The following is a 16826-nucleotide window of genomic DNA, read 5'->3' on the forward strand; positions in this document are numbered from 1 at the left end:
ATTCCTCCTAATTATAAAGCTCGTCTTCATCCACAACATCATAGGTATCCAGTACCCATTGGTTTGGACTGCGAGAGAGATTGGCACCACAGTAGTCGCACTCGCTAACTGCAGAGATTTTCAATGGGGCGCCACAGTTTGGACAGTGGTCGCTCACAACTTGGTCTGGATTGACTGCTTGCGTTTGGCTACCGTGTTGACGGATAAAGTTCAATTGATACACGGTGAAGAGATCTTTTTTAGGGTCTCCTTCAAGGACACGGCGAGTCTCATCGTCAATGACATAGTCCCGCAAGGTAGATGACAGGATCACCACTAAGGTATCGTTTCCGTCAGGATTTTCAATGAACTCCTTGATGCGAACATTTTCGATACAAACTTTCTCTAAAACATTAGTTGTTTTAGCACGAATATGGTCTTCGAGTTGGGTACTGTGTTGAGAGTAGAGACTGGTACTTTCTAAAGCTCGGACAGAGTTCCAATTCTTCTCAGTCCAGGCAACCTGCAATTTAAGGTAGACTTCCTTAACCCAAGATGTGAAGGCCTCAGCGTCGAAGTTTGGATCCCCATTTTTAACACGACTAATGGCCAGTGTGTTGTGTTCAACTCGACGATGGAGCGTTTGATAATCATTATTAGTGTAGGTTGAACTCGAATCTCCAGACTTATTCTGCAAGGATTTGACGATAACAACTAGTATGATTCCTCCGACTAATATGAACATAAATCCTAGATAGGGAGAGCTAGCAGAACTGTCAGAGGATGATCCATATCCAGAGCGGTAGTAGTGGAAAGATGAGCCACCAGAACGACTTCCACCTCCACTTGAGCGGCTGCTACTTCTGGAGCTACTGCGGCTACTCCCTCCACTTCTGGAATGTCCGACACCCGCATCAACGATTTGAGGCACGGATAGAAAAACAAGTAATAAACAGGTCATTAAAAGAGCGTAAAACTTTTTCATGTGTCTCCTAACTATATGATTGAAAAGGTAGAATTCTGAATTCGAATGATTATTAAACTATTTAATAACCTTTAAAAATCATCTAAGATATACTAGGCGTTATTTACTAGCATTTAGCTTCTTTATGGAATGGCGCTCGAGGAGCCATCCCACAATCCATCCTATTGCTAGCAAGTAATTTTCAAAAGCACCGATAGCATTTACAGGAGAGTGATACTCCATATAATTGAGTAAGTGATTTGTTCCTATTCCAATTCCGCCAATAATGAGAGCAAAAAGTGCGATTCGTAGATAGAACCAATCGTATTTAATATTGATAGCGAGAATAATAATCAATACAGCTAAATTCCATATTCCAATTTCTCGTTGCCAACCAGCAGATATTCCGTACCCGGAGTGGCTTCCCATGTATGATGGAAAGAAAATTTGTAGTATAGAAGCACCTAACATAGCGATGATGACTAAGACAAATAGCAATCGTAAAAATTTATTCATTTATTCTCCTTGTCTCATTCTCTTTTTAAAAGTAGAAAAAAGTGTATAAAGAGTAAATTACTCACTGTCTTTCAACTTAGCCAATTCCTGGGCAAGTAGTTTAAGAGCAACTTGTGGGTTGGCTTGGCCTTTGGTTGCCTTCATAAGGAATCCTGTGAAGGCCTTGTCTGCGTTCCGTTTGCCTGACTTGAAGTCGGCAACAGCAGCTTCGTTATCAGCAAAGACTTGGTGGATAATTGGAATCAAGATAGCTGGATCTGAGATTTGAACCAAGCCTGCTTTTTCCACGTATTCACGCGCGCCACCGCCATTTTTAGCTAGGTGGACAAAGACTTTCTTGGCGATCTTAGAAGAGATAGTACCGTCTTCGATGATGGCAATCATTTCAACCAAGTTTTCTGGTGTCAATTCGATTTGTTCCAGTGTCTTACCTTCAGCATTCAAGAACTGAGCGACTTCACCTTGGAGCCAGTTAGAGACTTGCTTAGCATCGCCACCGAGGGCAACAGCTTTTTCAAAGAAGTCAGAAGTAACTTTGTTGGCAGTCAACTGACTAGCATCGTAGTCTGACAAGCCAAGGTCAGATACGTAACGGGTACGGCGTTCTTTTGGAAACTCTGGCAACTCTGTTCGCATTTCTTCGATCCACTCATCTGAAATTTCAAAGAGGGGTAGGTCTGGTTCTGGGAAGTAGCGGTAGTCTGCAGCACCTTCCTTGACACGCATGAGGATGGTTGCCTTGTTAGCTTCATCGTAACGGCGAGTTTCTTGGCGAATTTGACCACCTGAGCGAAGGATTTCAGCCTGACGTTGGACTTCGTATTCAAGACCCTTACGAACATTTGAGAAGGAGTTGAGGTTTTTCAACTCAGTCTTGGTACCGAATTTCTCTTGACCATAAGGACGAAGAGAGATGTTGGCATCCACGCGCATAGAACCTTCTTCCATCTTAACGTCGGAAATGCCAGCGTACTGGATGACTTCCTTGAGGGCTGTCAGATAAGCGTAGGCTTCTTCAGGAGAACGCATGTCGGCTTCAGATACAATCTCAATCAAAGGCACCCCTTGGCGGTTGAGGTCCACATAAGAGTAACCATCTGTTCCGTGGGTGTTTTTACCTGCATCTTCTTCCAAGTGAGCACGCTCGATACCGATTTTCTTGGTCGTACCGTCTTCGAGCTCCACTTCAATCCAACCATTATAACCGATAGGTTCATCAAACTGAGAAATTTGGTAGGCTTTTGGATTATCAGGGTAGAAATAGTTCTTGCGGTCAAAGTGCATCTTTTTATGGATATTCATGTTGAGGGCAAGAGCTGCCTTGATACCAGCATCGACAACACCTTTATTGAGAACTGGCAGAACTCCTGGGAAAGACCAGTCAATCACGTTGGTATTGGCGTTTTGGTCATTTCCAAAGTGGGCAGAAGTTGGTGAGAAGATTTTTGAATTGGTGTTGAGCTCTACGTGGACTTCAAGTCCAATGACTGTTTCAAAGTTCATTAGTTATCACCTCCAAAAATCACGGGTTGTTGTTTGTGGTAGTCTGTTGTTGCTTCAAAGGCAGCAGCAACTTGGTAAATGGTTTCCTCAGAGTATTTAGGACCGATCAATTGGAGACCGACTGGGAGACCTTGAGCAAATCCAGCAGGAATAGAAATTCCTGGAAGACCAGCCAAGTTGACTGGGATGGTCAAAAGGTCAGCTAAGTACATGGCAACGGGGTCATGGTTGAGGGAGTCCAAGTCATAGGCAACGCTTGGAGCAGTTGGTCCTAGGATTAAATCGTAATCCGCAAAGACTTTTTCGAAATCTTGGATGATGAGGGTACGAACTTGACCAGCTTTCTTATAGTAGGCATCATAGTAACCTGATGAAAGGCTAAATGTTCCAAGCATGATACGGCGTTTCACTTCTTCACCGAAACCTTGGCTACGGCTGTTTACATAGATTTCATCAAGGTTGCTTGCATCTTCTGCGCGGTAGCCGTAACGAATACCGTCAAAGCGTTGCAAGTTTGATGAGGCTTCTGATGAAGCGATAATATAGTAAACGGCAACACCGTATTTAGAATGAGGAAGGCTGACTTCTTCGACGATGGCACCAAGTTTTTCAAAGTGTTTGGCTGCGTTCAGGATAGTTTCCTTAACCTCTGGGTCAATCCCTTCACCAAGGTATTCCTTAGGCAAAGCAATTTTCATTCCCTTGATGTCTTGCCCGATTTTGGAAGTAAAGTCGGCAATGCGGACAGGAGCAGAAGTAGAGTCTTTAGCATCTTCGCTGGCAATCGCATTGAGCAAGAGGGCATTTTCTTTAACAGTTGGTGCAAAAGGTCCAATCTGGTCTAATGAGCTACCGAAGGCAATGAGACCGAAACGAGAAACCGTTCCGTAGGTTGGTTTGAGACCAACAATCCCGTTGAAGGCGGCAGGTTGGCGGATGGAACCACCAGTATCAGAACCAAGTGACAAGCGGACTTGTCCTGAGGCTACGGCTGCGGCAGAACCACTTGATGAACCACCAGGAACCTTGGTCTGGTCCCAAGCATTTTTAGTCGCACCGTAGTGAGAAGTTTCACCGGATCCACCCATGGCAAATTCGTCCATGTTGGTCTTTCCGACGACAATCATACCCTTAGCTTTTGCATTGGCAACGGCTGTCGCATCAAAGATTGGCTCGTAGTTGTAAAGCATTTTTGAGGCTGCAGTTGTAAGGATACCGTCAGTAGAGATATTATCCTTAACAGCAAGTGGAATCCCTGAAAGGACATTATCCGCGTCAATTCCAGCTTCATCAATGGCTTTAGCTTGAGCAAGGGCTTGTTCTTCAGCGATAGTGACAAAAGCATTGATAGCTTTCTCGCGAGACTTGATATCTTCAAGCGTGGCTTGTGTCAATTCAGTAGCTGAAATCTCCTTAGATACAAGGAGGTTGTGCAAGTCTTCAATCGTTTTGTTATTAAAAGTCATTAGGCATCTCCTCCATCATCTAGGATAGCTGGTACCTTGATATAGTAGTTTTCTTTTTCAGGTACGTTTTTAAACAAGCGGTCACGGTCTGTTCCTTCTTCGGCCACATCAGGGCGGAGTACGGTCTTGCGGTCAGCCATGGTCGTAGTAGGTGCGATACCAGTTGTGTCGACTTCGCCTAGCAATTCAACCATGTCTACAATCTTAGACAAGGTTGTCGCAAAGGCAGCAGTTTCTTCTTCAGAGAATTTTAATTTTGAAAGATTGGCAACGTGTGTTACCTCTTCTTGCGTAATTTTCATCTTGCATCCTTTCGTGAAATGATGATTTTTAGTCTGTTCTATTTTACCATATTTTCCTATAAATAAGGGAGCCAAACTGAAAAGAAATAGAAATTGAAAAATCGCTTTTAATTCGCTATAATGGTTAAACTAGAGAATAGAAAAAATAAGAGTTAGGATAGAAATATGTTCCATCAATTTATCACCAGATCTCAAACGGTTCCTCCTCCCATTTCGCTCTTTTGGTATGGGATTATGATGCTTGTCTTAGTGCTTTGTATTTATGGAGCACTTGCTTATCACAAAAATCCGAAATTTGTCCGCTTGTTTAAGGGGATTCAGATCCTCCAGTTACTTGCCCTATATAGTTGGTATGTTGGTTTTGGGATTCCATTTTCTAACAGCCTTCCATTTTACCATTGCCGTTTGGCTATGTTTGCGGTGGTTTTCTTGCCCGATAAATGGCGGAGCAAGCAATATTTTGCCCTCTTAGGAGCAAGTGGAGCGGTCTTTGCCTTGGTTTACCCGGTTTTTGATCCCTATGATTTCCCCCATATCACCAGTTTTTCATTTTTGATAGGGCACTATGCCCTTCTAGTGAATTCCTTGGTTTACTTGATGAATCACTATGACAAGAGTCTGCTCAAGAAATATATGATTGTGGCCTATACCTTTATTCTCAATCTCTTTCTAGTTGGTGTTAATCAGGTGACAGGTGGAAATTATGGTTTGTTAAACAAGACACCTTTTATTCCGGATGCGCCCTTGTGGTTAAAATATCTCCTTGTGTCCGTCATCCTCTCACTGGCTCTGGTTCTTTTTGATATCTTGTTCAAGAAACGGTGGAAAAAGAGAACTCAGGCGCAATCTGTGCTCTAGCTTGTCTTTTCATCGGATGAGCAATTGAAAAACTCCCCAAAATCCGCTATAATGGAGAGTTGAAAGGAATGGTAAAATCCAATGTAAACATCATTCTTAGCTACTGAAACAACTAAAAATAGAAAATCAAAGAAAGAGAACTTATGACTATTCAAGAAGAAATTAAGAAACGTCGTACTTTTGCTATCATCTCCCACCCGGACGCCGGGAAAACAACCATCACTGAGCAGTTGCTCTACTTTGGGGGCGAGATTCGTGAGGCTGGTACGGTAAAAGGGAAGAAAACAGGGACTTTTGCCAAGTCTGACTGGATGGATATCGAGAAACAACGTGGGATTTCGGTCACGTCATCTGTTATGCAGTTTGACTATGATGGTAAGCGCGTGAACATCCTCGACACACCAGGACACGAGGACTTCTCAGAAGATACTTATCGGACCTTGATGGCGGTGGATGCTGCCGTCATGGTCGTGGACTCTGCCAAGGGTATCGAGGCCCAAACCAAGAAATTGTTTGAGGTTGTGAAGCACCGTGGTATTCCAGTCTTTACCTTTATGAACAAGCTGGACCGTGACGGTCGTGAGCCACTGGATCTCTTGCAAGAACTAGAAGAAGTCCTAGGTATTGCGAGCTATCCTATGAACTGGCCAATCGGGATGGGGAAAGCCTTTGAAGGCTTGTATGACCTCTATAACCAACGCTTGGAACTCTATAAAGGAGATGAGCGTTTTGCCAGTCTGGAAGAAGGGGATAAGCTCTTTGGAAGCAATCCTTTCTACGCTCAGGTTAAGGACGATATCGAACTGTTGCAAGAAGCAGGAAATGAATTTTCAGAAGAAGCTATTCTTGCAGGAGAACTGACGCCAGTCTTCTTTGGTTCAGCCCTGACCAACTTTGGGGTGCAGACCTTCCTTGAGACCTTCCTTGAGTTTGCTCCAGAACCACATGGCCACAAGAAAACAGATGGCGAAATTGTGGATCCTTATGATAAGGATTTCTCAGGATTTGTCTTTAAAATCCAAGCCAACATGGACCCTCGTCACCGTGACCGCATTGCCTTTGTCCGTATCGTATCAGGTGAGTTTGAGCGAGGAATGAGTGTCAATCTGCCTCGTACTGGGAAGACTGCCAAGCTTTCTAATGTCACCCAGTTTATGGCGGAAAGTCGTGAGAATGTGACAAACGCTGTTGCAGGAGATATCATCGGGGTTTACGATACCGGTACTTATCAGGTTGGAGACACCTTGACGGTTGGAAAAAACAAGTTTGAGTTTGAACCACTGCCAACCTTTACCCCTGAGATTTTCATGAAAGTTTCTGCTAAGAACGTCATGAAACAAAAATCCTTCCACAAGGGTATCGAACAATTGGTGCAAGAAGGAGCCATTCAGCTTTACAAGAATTACCAAACTGGTGAGTACATGCTAGGAGCTGTCGGACAACTCCAGTTTGAAGTCTTTAAGCACCGCATGGAAGGCGAATACAATGCGGAAGTAGTCATGAGCCCGATGGGTAAAAAGACCGTTCGTTGGATCAAGCCTGAGGACTTGGATGAACGGATGTCCTCAAGCCGCAATATCTTGGCCAAAGACCGTTTTGACCAACCAGTCTTCCTCTTTGAAAATGACTTTGCCCTCCGCTGGTTTGCGGATAAGTATCCAGATGTAGAGTTGGAGGAAAAAATGTAACTCAGCACCAACAATTAGGAACTTTAGTTCCTAATTGTTGGACGCTAGTCGCTATTTGGCGAACTAGCTAACTGCCTTACTAATTCATCGGCGAAAAATAATCGTTTTCGCCTCTTCGTGTCGTAGATTACGGCTATTAATTAGTATGGCATTTTTCTTAAATGCGTTGTAAGAAAAGTCCGCGAATGCTTTCGATTCGTGGATTTTTTTGTTGGAAAGGCTAGAAAGTTGCTGTACCTAGCGATATGATTGGTCTATTTTACTGTTTTATTGAGGTAATGCCACCCTATTTGAGCAAATTTTATAAGAGTAAATTGGTTTCTGTTCTTTATGGTATACTAGAGATACAGGTAAAATTTGTAAACACCAACCGGAGGAATATATGGAAAAACAGATTAATGAAAAAATTATCGGAATCGTGCATCAAGCCAATGATATGATTCCAGTTGAGTGGGATGATTTGTATATTGTAATCGAGATGGATAAGACCTATAGTGGAAGTGCATATTTTTATTTTAAGTATGAAGGTGAATATCATTATAATTTATACCTTCCTAGAGATTTTGGGTTATCACAGGATGAAGTATTTAACCAGAGTGATATATTATTTGATAAATCTGAAGAACTAAAAAGAGTGTTTATTGAAAATGACTTGGAAGATTGGTATATTTGTATCATCCATTTAGATGATAACAACAAGCTTTCAGTCGACTATGACTATGCTCCATGGTTGGAAAGTGGTTATGGTCCAAGTGCTCGAATGGACTTATTTGAATACAAATACCTCGGTAAGCAACCAGCTAACGAAAAAGAACTAGAACAGTTCAAGGCTATGGAAGCCTTCCAGAAGGAACATAATCAAAAGTAGTATAAGCTTGATTACATTTTGAAGAATGTGATTTTTTGAGTATTGCTGTTATCGTGAAATGGAGGATAATATGTTAGAAAACTTTGTCAAAGTGGCAGATATGCCCAAAGATGTTATTGAAAAATATAAAAATCAAGTTCCAGCGGAGTTGCTACAAATTTGGCAGGAAGATGGTCTAGGAACTTTTCTTGATGGTTATCTAAAAGTCATCAATCCAGATGACTATCTTGAACTTCTCCAAGATAGCTATTTCAGAGGAGATGTCGCTTTTCCAATGTTTGTGACGGCATTTGGAGATATTATTACTTGGGAAGAGAATGCCTATGTGGGAATTGTCCAATACAATATTCAGGATTGTAACATTATAATTAAGCGTCTGTCACATTTTTTGAATTTTTTGGATGATGAATATGTTTTAAGATATTTTGATCAAAAGTTATATAAAAAAGCTGTTGCCAAACATGGTCTGCTAGCCTACGATGAGTGTTTCGGTTTCGTTCCACTTTTGGCATTAGGAGGCTTTAAAGATGTAGATCACATGGATAAGGTAAAAGTCTTGGAGCACATCTACCTTATGTACCAGCTGACAGGCGGAGTGATGGACGACTAGGATTTGCTGATTCCTTTTTGAGAATAGTACGAGAGGAAGAATTTTCCTCCAAATACAAAACACAAGAACCTCAGAGGAAGTCCTCTGAGGTTCTTTGCGTTCTAGTTTCCATATTTCTGGTAAAAATCGACCTTAACCTGGATAAAGGTTTCGGCTTCGCGTAGTAGCTGCAGGAGGGTGGCACGGGTTTCAAACTCCTCACGTGTTTTCGGGAGACTCCGATTGCGGAAGACTTGCAGATAGCGTTCGATGTCATCAAGTAGGTCATGAGCAGGATTGGTCTGACTTAGCTGGGCAGCAATCTTTGAAAAGAGCTGGGCCAAAATCAAACTCTCACTTGCGGCCAGGTGACAGGTATTGATCTGCTGGGCCATATTTCGCAGGATGCGACTTTGTCTCTGTCTCATCTCAAAGTAGTGGATGTGGTAGTCCGTCTGGTGAAAGAGATGGTCCGAGTGATCCAGGTAGACCAGTTTGAGAGCTTCATTGAGGAGCTTGTCTAATTGGTCAACGAGTTGGGCTTGATTGCGCCCGTCTCCTCTTGACAGATAGTATTTAAAGCGAAGCAAGATGTCTTTTAACTTTTCTTCGACCTGAAGGTGGTAGCTTTGGATGGCTTTCTCACGAGAGGGCATATAAAGGTTGACCAATAGAGCAAAGCTTGTCCCGATGAGAAAGAGGAGTACTTCATTAAGCAAGAGCTCTGGGGAAGTAGACTCCTGTACCAAGAGATGACCGACCAAGACACTGCTAGGGGTGATGCCGATTTCCCAGCCCATTTTGTAAGCAAGAGGCACATAGAGAGCCAGATAGAGGCCCAGGCTCCAGATGTGAAAGCCTGTCAGCTGAAAGGCTAGAACACCGATAGCGAGCGCTAGGAGCATGGAAAAGAGGCGGTTGCGTGCTAATTTCAGCGTGCTTCTGCGCGTGTCGGAGAGGCTTAAGAGAGCGATGATTCCAGCTGAAACTGCTGATGATAAATCTAAAAAATAAGCGAGAAAACAAGCGAGACAGGTCGCTAAGATCAGTTTTGTCGTACGTTGGGTGATAGACATGAGAATTTCCTATAATACTAAAATAGAGAGTCCGACAAGGAATCAGGTACTAGGGACGGAGTTTTCGATTTGAAGTATATTCAGCAACTGCTGTAAAGAGAACATCTGTAGAAGAATTCAGAGCTGTTTCGCAAGAGTCTTGCACGACCCCAATCACAAAACCGACTCCGACAACCTGCATAGCCAAGTCGTTGGAAATCCCAAAGAGGCTACAAGCGACAGGAATGAGGAGAAGGGATCCCCCAGCGATTCCAGAGGCACCGCAGGCAGAAATGGCAGCGACGACACTGAGCACAAAAGCTGTACCAAAGTCGACAGCGATTCCTAGCGTATTGACTGCAGCTAGAGTCAGAATGTTAATGGTAACGGCAGCGCCAGCCATATTGATGGTCGACCCAAGCGGGATGGAGACAGCGTAGGTTTCAGGATTCAGTCCCAAGTCTTGGCAGAGTTTCATATTGACAGGGATATTTGCAGCAGAGCTACGAGTGAAAAAGGCTGTAATACCACTGACACGTAAGCATTTCAAAACAAGGGGATAGGGATTTTTCCTCATAAAGAGAAAGGCGATGAGCGGGTTGATGATGAGAGCAACAAAGGCCATAGTAGCAATCAAAAGTCCTAGGAGGACACCGTAGTTAGCCAAACTGGCAATGCCCTTGTCAGAGATGGTCTTAAACACCAAACCTAAAATCCCAAAGGGAGCTAGGTTGATAATCCATTCCACGATTTTAGAGGTGACATCCGCCATGGTTCTCAGTAATTCTTTACTGTGTTTACTTGCCTCTCTCATAGCCAAGCCAAAGATGACTGCCCAAGAGAGAATCCCGATATAGTTGGCTTCAACAATGGCATTTAAGGGATTGTCCACCAGTTTGAGCAAGAGGTTGCTGAGGACTTGACCGATACCGTCAGGAGCAGCAACTTCTGTATTTGCACTGGTCAGGGTGATTTGCACAGGCAGTAAGAAACTAGCTAGAACGGCTACCAATGCAGCAGCAAAGGTTCCGAGCAAGTATAGGAAAATAACAGTTTTCATATTGGTGTTTTGTCCCTTTTGGTGTTGGGAAAGGGCGTTGGCAACAAGGGCAAAAACCAAAATAGGAGCGATAGCTTTCAGTCCGCCTACAAAGAGGTCTCCAAGCAGGCCAATTCCTGTAAGGTTTGGAAAGAGCATCCCTAATGTAGCTCCCGAAATCATTCCAATAAGGATTCGTTTGATGAGGCTTGCCTTGGTCCAGGCTCTAATGATTCGTTTCATAGCAGTCTCCTTCAAAATGTATTGTTTATAATTATAGTATAAATATGCTATAGAGGCAAGTGATATTTTGAAAATAGGGCCGATAATTGAATAATTATGAAAGAAAAGAGAAGGACGATTTTATGGTATAATAGGAAAAAGGAGTTTTATATGCAAGATTTTTTTCAACGCTATTTTGATAAACTTGATTTAACAACCATGTTAGAGAATCTCTTGACCAAGGTGATTTCTCTTTTGATTTTGTTTTTACTATTTTATATAGCTAAAAAGATGCTTCATGCAACTGTACGAAAGATTGTCAAGCCCTCGCTTAAATTTTCCAATCGAGATGCAGGAAGACAAAAGACTATCTCCCGTTTGCTTGAGAATGTCTTTAACTACATTCTTTATTTCTTTTTGCTCTACTGTATCCTGTCTATTTTAGGTTTGCCAGTTTCTAGCCTCCTTGCTGGTGCGGGGATTGCTGGGGTGGCCATTGGTATGGGGGCGCAAGGCTTTCTATCTGATGTCATCAATGGCTTCTTCATTCTTTTTGAACGCCAGCTTGATGTGGGTGATGAAGTCGTTCTCACAAATGGACCGATTACCGTTTCTGGAAAGGTCGTTAGCGTAGGGATCCGTACAACGCAACTGCGAGGTGACGATCAAGCCCTTCACTTTGTTCCCAATCGTAATATCACCGTCGTCAGCAATCTATCTCGTACTGAATAGGCCGGCTATTTTAGCAAATTTGTGGTACAATAGAAGGAGTTTGGTAAAGGAGAGAGTATGCTATTTGTAGAGAAAAAATTAGGTCACGATTGTACATGGATAGACCTTGATGTAGACAGGATCAAAAACATGGAAGACCTTTCGGATGTCTATGGATTGGACAAGGAAACCATTGAGTATGCTCTGGATAGAAATGAGCGTGCCCACATGGACTATCACCGTGAAACGGGAACGGTCACCTTCATTTATAATGTTCTTGACTTAGAAAAAGACAAAGAATATTATGAAGCGATTCCGATGACCTTTATCGTTGAAAAACAACGGCTGATCACAATTAGCAATCACAAGAATAGTTATGTGATTAAACGTATGGCAACCTACCTTGAAAGCCATGAAGTTGTTTCAATCTACAAATTTCTTTTTGCCAGTTTAGAGATTATTAGCAATGCTTACTATCCAGTGATTGAAGAAATGGATAAAAGTAAGGATGAAATCAGTGCACTTCTTCGTCAAAAAACAACTAAAAAAAATCTCTTTGCCCTCTCTGACTTGGAAACTGGTATGGTTTACCTGACAGCTGCTGCCAAACAAAATCGTCTCCTCTTGGAACACATCCAAGGGCATGCTCTTTATCGCAATTTTAATGAGGTAGAAAGAGAGCAGTTTGACGATGCCATGATTGAAGCGCACCAGTTGGTTTCGATGACAGACTTGATTTCTCAAGTTTTGCAACAACTCTCAGCCTCTTACAACAACATCCTAAATAATAATCTAAATGATAATTTGACAACTTTGACCATTATCTCAGTATTGCTAGCTATCCTTGCGGTTATTACAGGATTCTTCGGAATGAATGTTCCTTTACCGTTTGCAGATGAACCAAATGCTTGGATTTATATTTTGATAGCTAGTCTCATTTTATGGGTAGTCTTAGCCCAATATTTAAAGAATATTGCTAGAAATTAAAAAGAAAAGGAGCCAGAATGGCGATTGAAAATTATATGCCAGACTTTGCTGTGGAAGCAGTCTATGATCTGACAGTCCCAAGCCTGCAAGCGCAGGGAATCAAGGCTGTTTTGGTCGATTTGGACAATACCCTCATTGCTTGGAACAACCCTGATGGGACGCCAGAAATGAAGCAATGGCTACATGACCTCCGTGACGCGGGTGTCCGCATCATCGTGGTCTCAAATAACACCAAAAAACGAGTTCAACGAGCAGTTGAAAAGTTTGGGATTGATTACATTTATTGGGCTCTGAAGCCCTTTACATTTGGGATTGACCGTGCCATGAAGGAATTTCACTATGAGAAAAATGAAGTGGTCATGGTCGGCGACCAACTCATGACGGATATACGAGCAGCGCACCGTGCAGGTATTCGCTCGATCTTGGTCAAACCCTTGGTCCAACACGACTCGATCAAGACGCAGATCAACCGAGCTCGCGAGCGCCGTGTCATGCGCAAAATCACTGAAAAGTACGGACCGATTACATATAAAAAAGGAATTTAACTATGGAAGAAATTCTCTGTATTGGTTGTGGAGCAACCATTCAGACGACAGACAAGGCTGGTCTTGGATTTACGCCCCAGTCGGCACTTGAAAAAGGCTTGGAGACTGGAGAAGTTTATTGTCAACGCTGTTTCCGTCTCCGCCATTACAATGAAATCACAGATGTCCAGTTGACGGACGATGATTTCCTCAAACTTTTGCACGAGGTGGGAGACAGTGATGCCTTGGTGGTCAATGTCATTGATATCTTTGACTTCAATGGCTCTGTTATTCCAGGCTTACCGCGCTTTGTATCGGGCAATGATGTCCTCTTGGTTGGAAATAAGAAAGATATCCTGCCCAAGTCAGTTAAACCGGGCAAGATTAGCCAGTGGCTCATGGAACGTGCCCACGAAGAAGGTCTTCGCCCTGTGGATGTCGTCCTGACTTCAGCCCAAAACAAGCATGCAATTAAGGAAGTCATTGACAAAATCGAGCACTACCGTAAGGGCCGCGATGTCTACGTAGTTGGGGTAACCAACGTTGGAAAATCAACCCTTATCAATGCTATTATCCAAGAAATTACGGGCGACCAAAATGTCATTACGACTTCGCGTTTCCCAGGGACAACCTTGGACAAGATTGAGATTCCGCTTGACGACGGATCTTATATCTACGATACACCGGGAATTATTCATCGCCACCAGATGGCTCACTACTTGACGGCTAAAAACCTCAAGTATGTCAGCCCTAAAAAGGAAATCAAGCCCAAAACCTATCAGCTTAACCCTGAGCAAACCCTGTTTTTAGGTGGTCTTGGACGCTTTGACTTCATATCAGGAGAAAAGCAAGGATTTACTGCTTTCTTTGACAACGAACTCAAACTCCACCGTACCAAGCTAGAAGGCGCTAGTGCTTTTTACGACAAGCACCTCGGAACCCTTCTGACACCGCCAAATAGCAAGGAAAAAGAAGATTTTCCAAAACTAGTCCAGCATGTATTTACCATCAAGGACAAGACAGACCTGGTCATCTCAGGCCTAGGCTGGATCCGCGTAACAGGCACCGCCAAAGTCGCCGTCTGGGCACCAGAAGGCGTCGCCGTCGTCACACGAAAAGCAATTATTTAAACACAGAAAGGAAAGGGTTATCTTTATAAAGGCGAGCCCTGCGAGCCTATAACGAATACTTTTCGCCGTGGTGTCAGTTGGTACAAGGAGTTGTACCAACAACGGAAAATTTGAGACCTTAGGCTCAGATTTTAGTCATGAAAGTCCGAAGGACTTTGCTGACGTCCGTCACCACTTCAGAAAAGTATAAAAAGAAACTCTTTTAAAGAAATTATGTCATTAACATCGAAACAACGTGCCTTCCTCAACAGCCAGGCACACACCCTCAAACCCATCATCCAAATCGGGAAAAATGGACTCAACGACCAAATCAAAACCAGCGTCCGTCAAACCCTTGACGCCCGTGAATTGATTAAAGTTACGCTCTTGCAAAACACAGATGAAAATATCCACGAAGTAGCTGAAATCTTGGAAGAAGAAATCGGTGTGGATACAGTTCAAAAAATCGGACGCATCTTGATCTTGTTTAAACAATCCAGCAAGAAAGAAAATCGCAAGATTTCCAAGAAAGTCAAAGAAATCTAAAACCTACTCCAAACAACTGTTTTTACAGAGAATTAAAGGAAGACGAGCCTATGGCAATCGAATTATTGACTCCCTTTACCAAGGTAGAGTTGGAGCCAGAAATCAAGGAGAAAAAACGCAAACAAGTTGGGATTTTAGGGGGAAATTTTAACCCTGTTCACAATGCCCATCTTGTTGTGGCGGACCAAGTACGACAACAGTTAGGACTGGACCAGGTCCTGCTTATGCCCGAATACCAACCACCTCATGTGGATAAAAAGGAAACCATCCCCGAACACCATCGGCTCAAGATGCTTGAATTGGCGATTGAGGGGATCGAAGGACTAGCCATTGAAACCATCGAGTTAGAGCGCAAGGGCATTTCTTACACCTACGACACTATGAAGATTTTGACAGAGCAACATCCAGATACGGATTATTACTTCATTATCGGAGCTGATATGGTGGACTATCTGCCTAAGTGGTACCGAATTGATGAGCTGGTTGACATGGTTCAGTTTGTGGGGGTTCAGCGCCCGCGCTACAAGGCAGGGACTTCCTATCCAGTTATCTGGGTGGATGTGCCTCTCATGGACATCTCGTCCAGCATGGTGCGTGACTTCATTGCCCAAGGTCGGAAACCTAACTTTCTCCTACCTCAGCCAGTGCTAGACTACATCGAGAAGGAGGGGCTTTACTGATGGCATACCAAGACTATATCAACTGTTCCCGAGAGGCTTTGTTGGAAAGAATGGCAGAGCTTCTGCCTGAAAAACGTTTAACCCATTGTTTGGGTGTAGAGCGTGCAGCCATAGAGCTTGCCCAGCGATTTGGAGTCGATGCTGAGAAAGCGGGTCTAGCAGGCCTTCTTCATGATTATGCTAAAAAGCTGTCAGATCAGGAATTTCTAGACTTGATTGACCGTTATCAGCTAAACCCTGAGCTTAAAAACTGGGGCAATAATGTCTGGCATGGGATGGTTGGCATCTACAAGATTCAGGAAGATTTGGATTTGCATGATCCAGAAATCCTGCGAGCTATTGAAATCCATACAGTCGGTGCTGGTCAGATGACCGATCTAGATAAAGTCATCTACGTCGCAGATTATATCGAGCACAATCGTGCCTTTCCAGGCGTGGATGTGGCGCGTGAAATTGCAAGTTTGTCACTTAATAAGGCAGTGGCCTACGAAACGGCACGAACTGTGGAGCATTTAGCTCATCAGGGATTCCCCATCTATCCCCAAACCCTTGAAACCTATAACGCCTTTGTGCACTATTTGAAAGAGGACTAAATGAACGAAAAAGAATTACTAGAACTAGTCGTGAAAGCGGCTGATGAGAAACGTGCGGAGGATATTCTCGCACTTGATGTACAAGATTTGACCAGCGTGACAGACTACTTTGTTATCACGAGCTCGATGAATAGCCGTCAGTTGGATGCTATTGCTGATAACATTCGTGAAAAAGTAGCCGAAGCAGGCTTTAAAGGCAGCCATGTTGAAGGCGATGCAGCTGGAGGCTGGGTTTTACTAGACCTCGGCGGTGTTGTTGTGCATATCTTTTCAGAAGAAATGCGTGCCCACTATAACCTAGAAAAACTATGGCATGAGGCGACTTCTGTAGATATTTCAGAAGCCTTAGCATAGTAGATGAACTCAGTTGCAGTCAACTGGGTTTTATTTGCTTAGTTTAGAAAAAAATGGATAGAAAGGTAAGAGCGTCGTGTTTTGTTCATCTCGAAACTGAACACGAGCTAAAAGCTACGAGAAAAAGAGTAACTTCCTTTGTATTTGACGATACAGCAGAAAGTTTCCTATTTTCTCCTTGCTTTTAACGCTCTTTGTATTTTAGAAAGGATTTGAACCCGTCCTGTAATCGTCGGAAAATAGATAGCCTTCCTTGGAGCTCGGCTCCATCGT

19 protein-coding genes are annotated in these 16826 nt (G+C 43.2%); 12 read left to right on the plus strand and 7 right to left on the minus strand.

The annotated features are described in order from the left end of the window. Positions 1-7: 7 nt before the first annotated feature. The 5 genes from ADM50_RS01445 to gatC all read right to left on the minus strand — a co-directional run bounded on the left by ADM50_RS01445 (position 8) and on the right by gatC (position 4730). Positions 8-964 carry a zinc-ribbon domain-containing transport protein gene (locus ADM50_RS01445; RefSeq protein ID WP_049484278.1) on the minus strand — a complete coding sequence of 319 codons (957 nt, stop codon included), beginning with the start codon at positions 962-964 and terminating at the stop codon, positions 8-10. 99 nt (positions 965-1063) lie between these two features. After that, entirely contained in the window at positions 1064-1459 is a 396-nt protein-coding gene (locus ADM50_RS01450; RefSeq protein ID WP_049478081.1) for a hypothetical protein, read from the minus strand. Positions 1460-1516: 57 nt separating this feature from the next. Then, a complete protein-coding gene (gatB, locus tag ADM50_RS01455) occupies positions 1517-2962 on the minus strand; it encodes an Asp-tRNA(Asn)/Glu-tRNA(Gln) amidotransferase subunit GatB (RefSeq protein WP_049484279.1) in 1446 nt (481 codons plus the stop codon). After that, positions 2962-4428: an Asp-tRNA(Asn)/Glu-tRNA(Gln) amidotransferase subunit GatA gene (gene gatA / locus ADM50_RS01460; RefSeq protein WP_049484280.1), complete on the minus strand. Its 1467-nt coding sequence runs from the start codon at positions 4426-4428 to the stop codon at positions 2962-2964. The genes gatB and gatA overlap by 1 nt, the downstream gene beginning before the upstream one ends. Beyond that, positions 4428-4730 carry an Asp-tRNA(Asn)/Glu-tRNA(Gln) amidotransferase subunit GatC gene (gatC, locus tag ADM50_RS01465; RefSeq protein WP_049484281.1) on the minus strand — a complete coding sequence of 101 codons (303 nt, stop codon included), beginning with the start codon at positions 4728-4730 and terminating at the stop codon, positions 4428-4430. The genes gatA and gatC overlap by 1 nt, the downstream gene beginning before the upstream one ends. A gap of 165 nt (positions 4731-4895) precedes the next feature. On the opposite strand from gatC, the gene ADM50_RS01470 reads away from it, so the two are divergent. The 4 genes from ADM50_RS01470 (at position 4896) to ADM50_RS01485 (ending at position 8754) form a co-directional block, all read left to right on the plus strand. Beyond that, complete coding sequence (locus tag ADM50_RS01470) at positions 4896-5588, plus strand: YwaF family protein (RefSeq protein WP_049484282.1); 693 nt, start codon at positions 4896-4898, stop codon at positions 5586-5588. Positions 5589-5731: 143 nt separating this feature from the next. Then, entirely contained in the window at positions 5732-7276 is a 1545-nt protein-coding gene (locus tag ADM50_RS01475) for a peptide chain release factor 3 (RefSeq protein WP_045617612.1), read from the plus strand. A 382-nt stretch (positions 7277-7658) separates the two neighbouring features. Further along, complete coding sequence (locus tag ADM50_RS01480; RefSeq protein WP_049484283.1) at positions 7659-8144, plus strand: immunity protein YezG family protein; 486 nt, start codon at positions 7659-7661, stop codon at positions 8142-8144. Between the two features lie 70 nt (positions 8145-8214). Further along, positions 8215-8754: a T6SS immunity protein Tdi1 domain-containing protein gene (locus ADM50_RS01485; protein ID WP_049484284.1), complete on the plus strand. Its 540-nt coding sequence runs from the start codon at positions 8215-8217 to the stop codon at positions 8752-8754. Between the two features lie 101 nt (positions 8755-8855). On the opposite strand, the gene ADM50_RS01490 is transcribed toward ADM50_RS01485, so the two are convergent. Both ADM50_RS01490 and sstT read right to left on the minus strand, forming a co-directional pair. Beyond that, positions 8856-9809: an aromatic acid exporter family protein gene (locus ADM50_RS01490; protein ID WP_049484285.1), complete on the minus strand. Its 954-nt coding sequence runs from the start codon at positions 9807-9809 to the stop codon at positions 8856-8858. A 49-nt stretch (positions 9810-9858) separates the two neighbouring features. Continuing rightward, the gene (sstT, locus tag ADM50_RS01495) at positions 9859-11070 is read right to left on the minus strand and encodes a serine/threonine transporter SstT (RefSeq protein ID WP_049484286.1); all 1212 of its coding nucleotides are present in this window, start codon (positions 11068-11070) and stop codon (positions 9859-9861) included. A 150-nt stretch (positions 11071-11220) separates the two neighbouring features. On the opposite strand from sstT, the gene ADM50_RS01500 reads away from it, so the two are divergent. From ADM50_RS01500 to rsfS, 8 genes are all read left to right on the plus strand, one after another. Continuing rightward, positions 11221-11781 (plus strand): mechanosensitive ion channel family protein, encoded by a 561-nt coding sequence (locus ADM50_RS01500; protein WP_001150572.1) that lies wholly within the window; start codon positions 11221-11223, stop codon positions 11779-11781. A 57-nt stretch (positions 11782-11838) separates the two neighbouring features. Continuing rightward, positions 11839-12747: a magnesium transporter CorA family protein gene (locus ADM50_RS01505; RefSeq protein WP_049484287.1), complete on the plus strand. Its 909-nt coding sequence runs from the start codon at positions 11839-11841 to the stop codon at positions 12745-12747. A gap of 17 nt (positions 12748-12764) precedes the next feature. Further along, positions 12765-13292, plus strand: a complete 528-nt coding sequence (locus ADM50_RS01510) for a YqeG family HAD IIIA-type phosphatase (RefSeq protein ID WP_049484288.1) — start codon at positions 12765-12767, stop codon at positions 13290-13292. Positions 13293-13294: 2 nt separating this feature from the next. Beyond that, positions 13295-14401: a ribosome biogenesis GTPase YqeH gene (gene yqeH / locus ADM50_RS01515; RefSeq protein ID WP_000391189.1), complete on the plus strand. Its 1107-nt coding sequence runs from the start codon at positions 13295-13297 to the stop codon at positions 14399-14401. Between the two features lie 213 nt (positions 14402-14614). Continuing rightward, the gene (gene yhbY, locus ADM50_RS01520) at positions 14615-14926 is read left to right on the plus strand and encodes a ribosome assembly RNA-binding protein YhbY (RefSeq protein WP_049484289.1); all 312 of its coding nucleotides are present in this window, start codon (positions 14615-14617) and stop codon (positions 14924-14926) included. Between the two features lie 50 nt (positions 14927-14976). Beyond that, positions 14977-15606 (plus strand): nicotinate-nucleotide adenylyltransferase, encoded by a 630-nt coding sequence (locus ADM50_RS01525; RefSeq protein ID WP_000963713.1) that lies wholly within the window; start codon positions 14977-14979, stop codon positions 15604-15606. Next, positions 15606-16199 (plus strand): bis(5'-nucleosyl)-tetraphosphatase (symmetrical) YqeK, encoded by a 594-nt coding sequence (gene yqeK / locus ADM50_RS01530; RefSeq protein WP_049484290.1) that lies wholly within the window; start codon positions 15606-15608, stop codon positions 16197-16199. Before ADM50_RS01525 ends, yqeK begins: the two co-directional genes overlap by 1 nt. Continuing rightward, complete coding sequence (gene rsfS, locus ADM50_RS01535) at positions 16200-16553, plus strand: ribosome silencing factor (protein WP_049484291.1); 354 nt, start codon at positions 16200-16202, stop codon at positions 16551-16553. The last annotated feature ends 273 nt before the right edge of the window (positions 16554-16826 follow it).

The sequence above is a fragment of the Streptococcus oralis genome (genome assembly GCF_001075675.1).
Classification (GTDB): Bacteria; Bacillota; Bacilli; order Lactobacillales; family Streptococcaceae; genus Streptococcus; species Streptococcus oralis_V.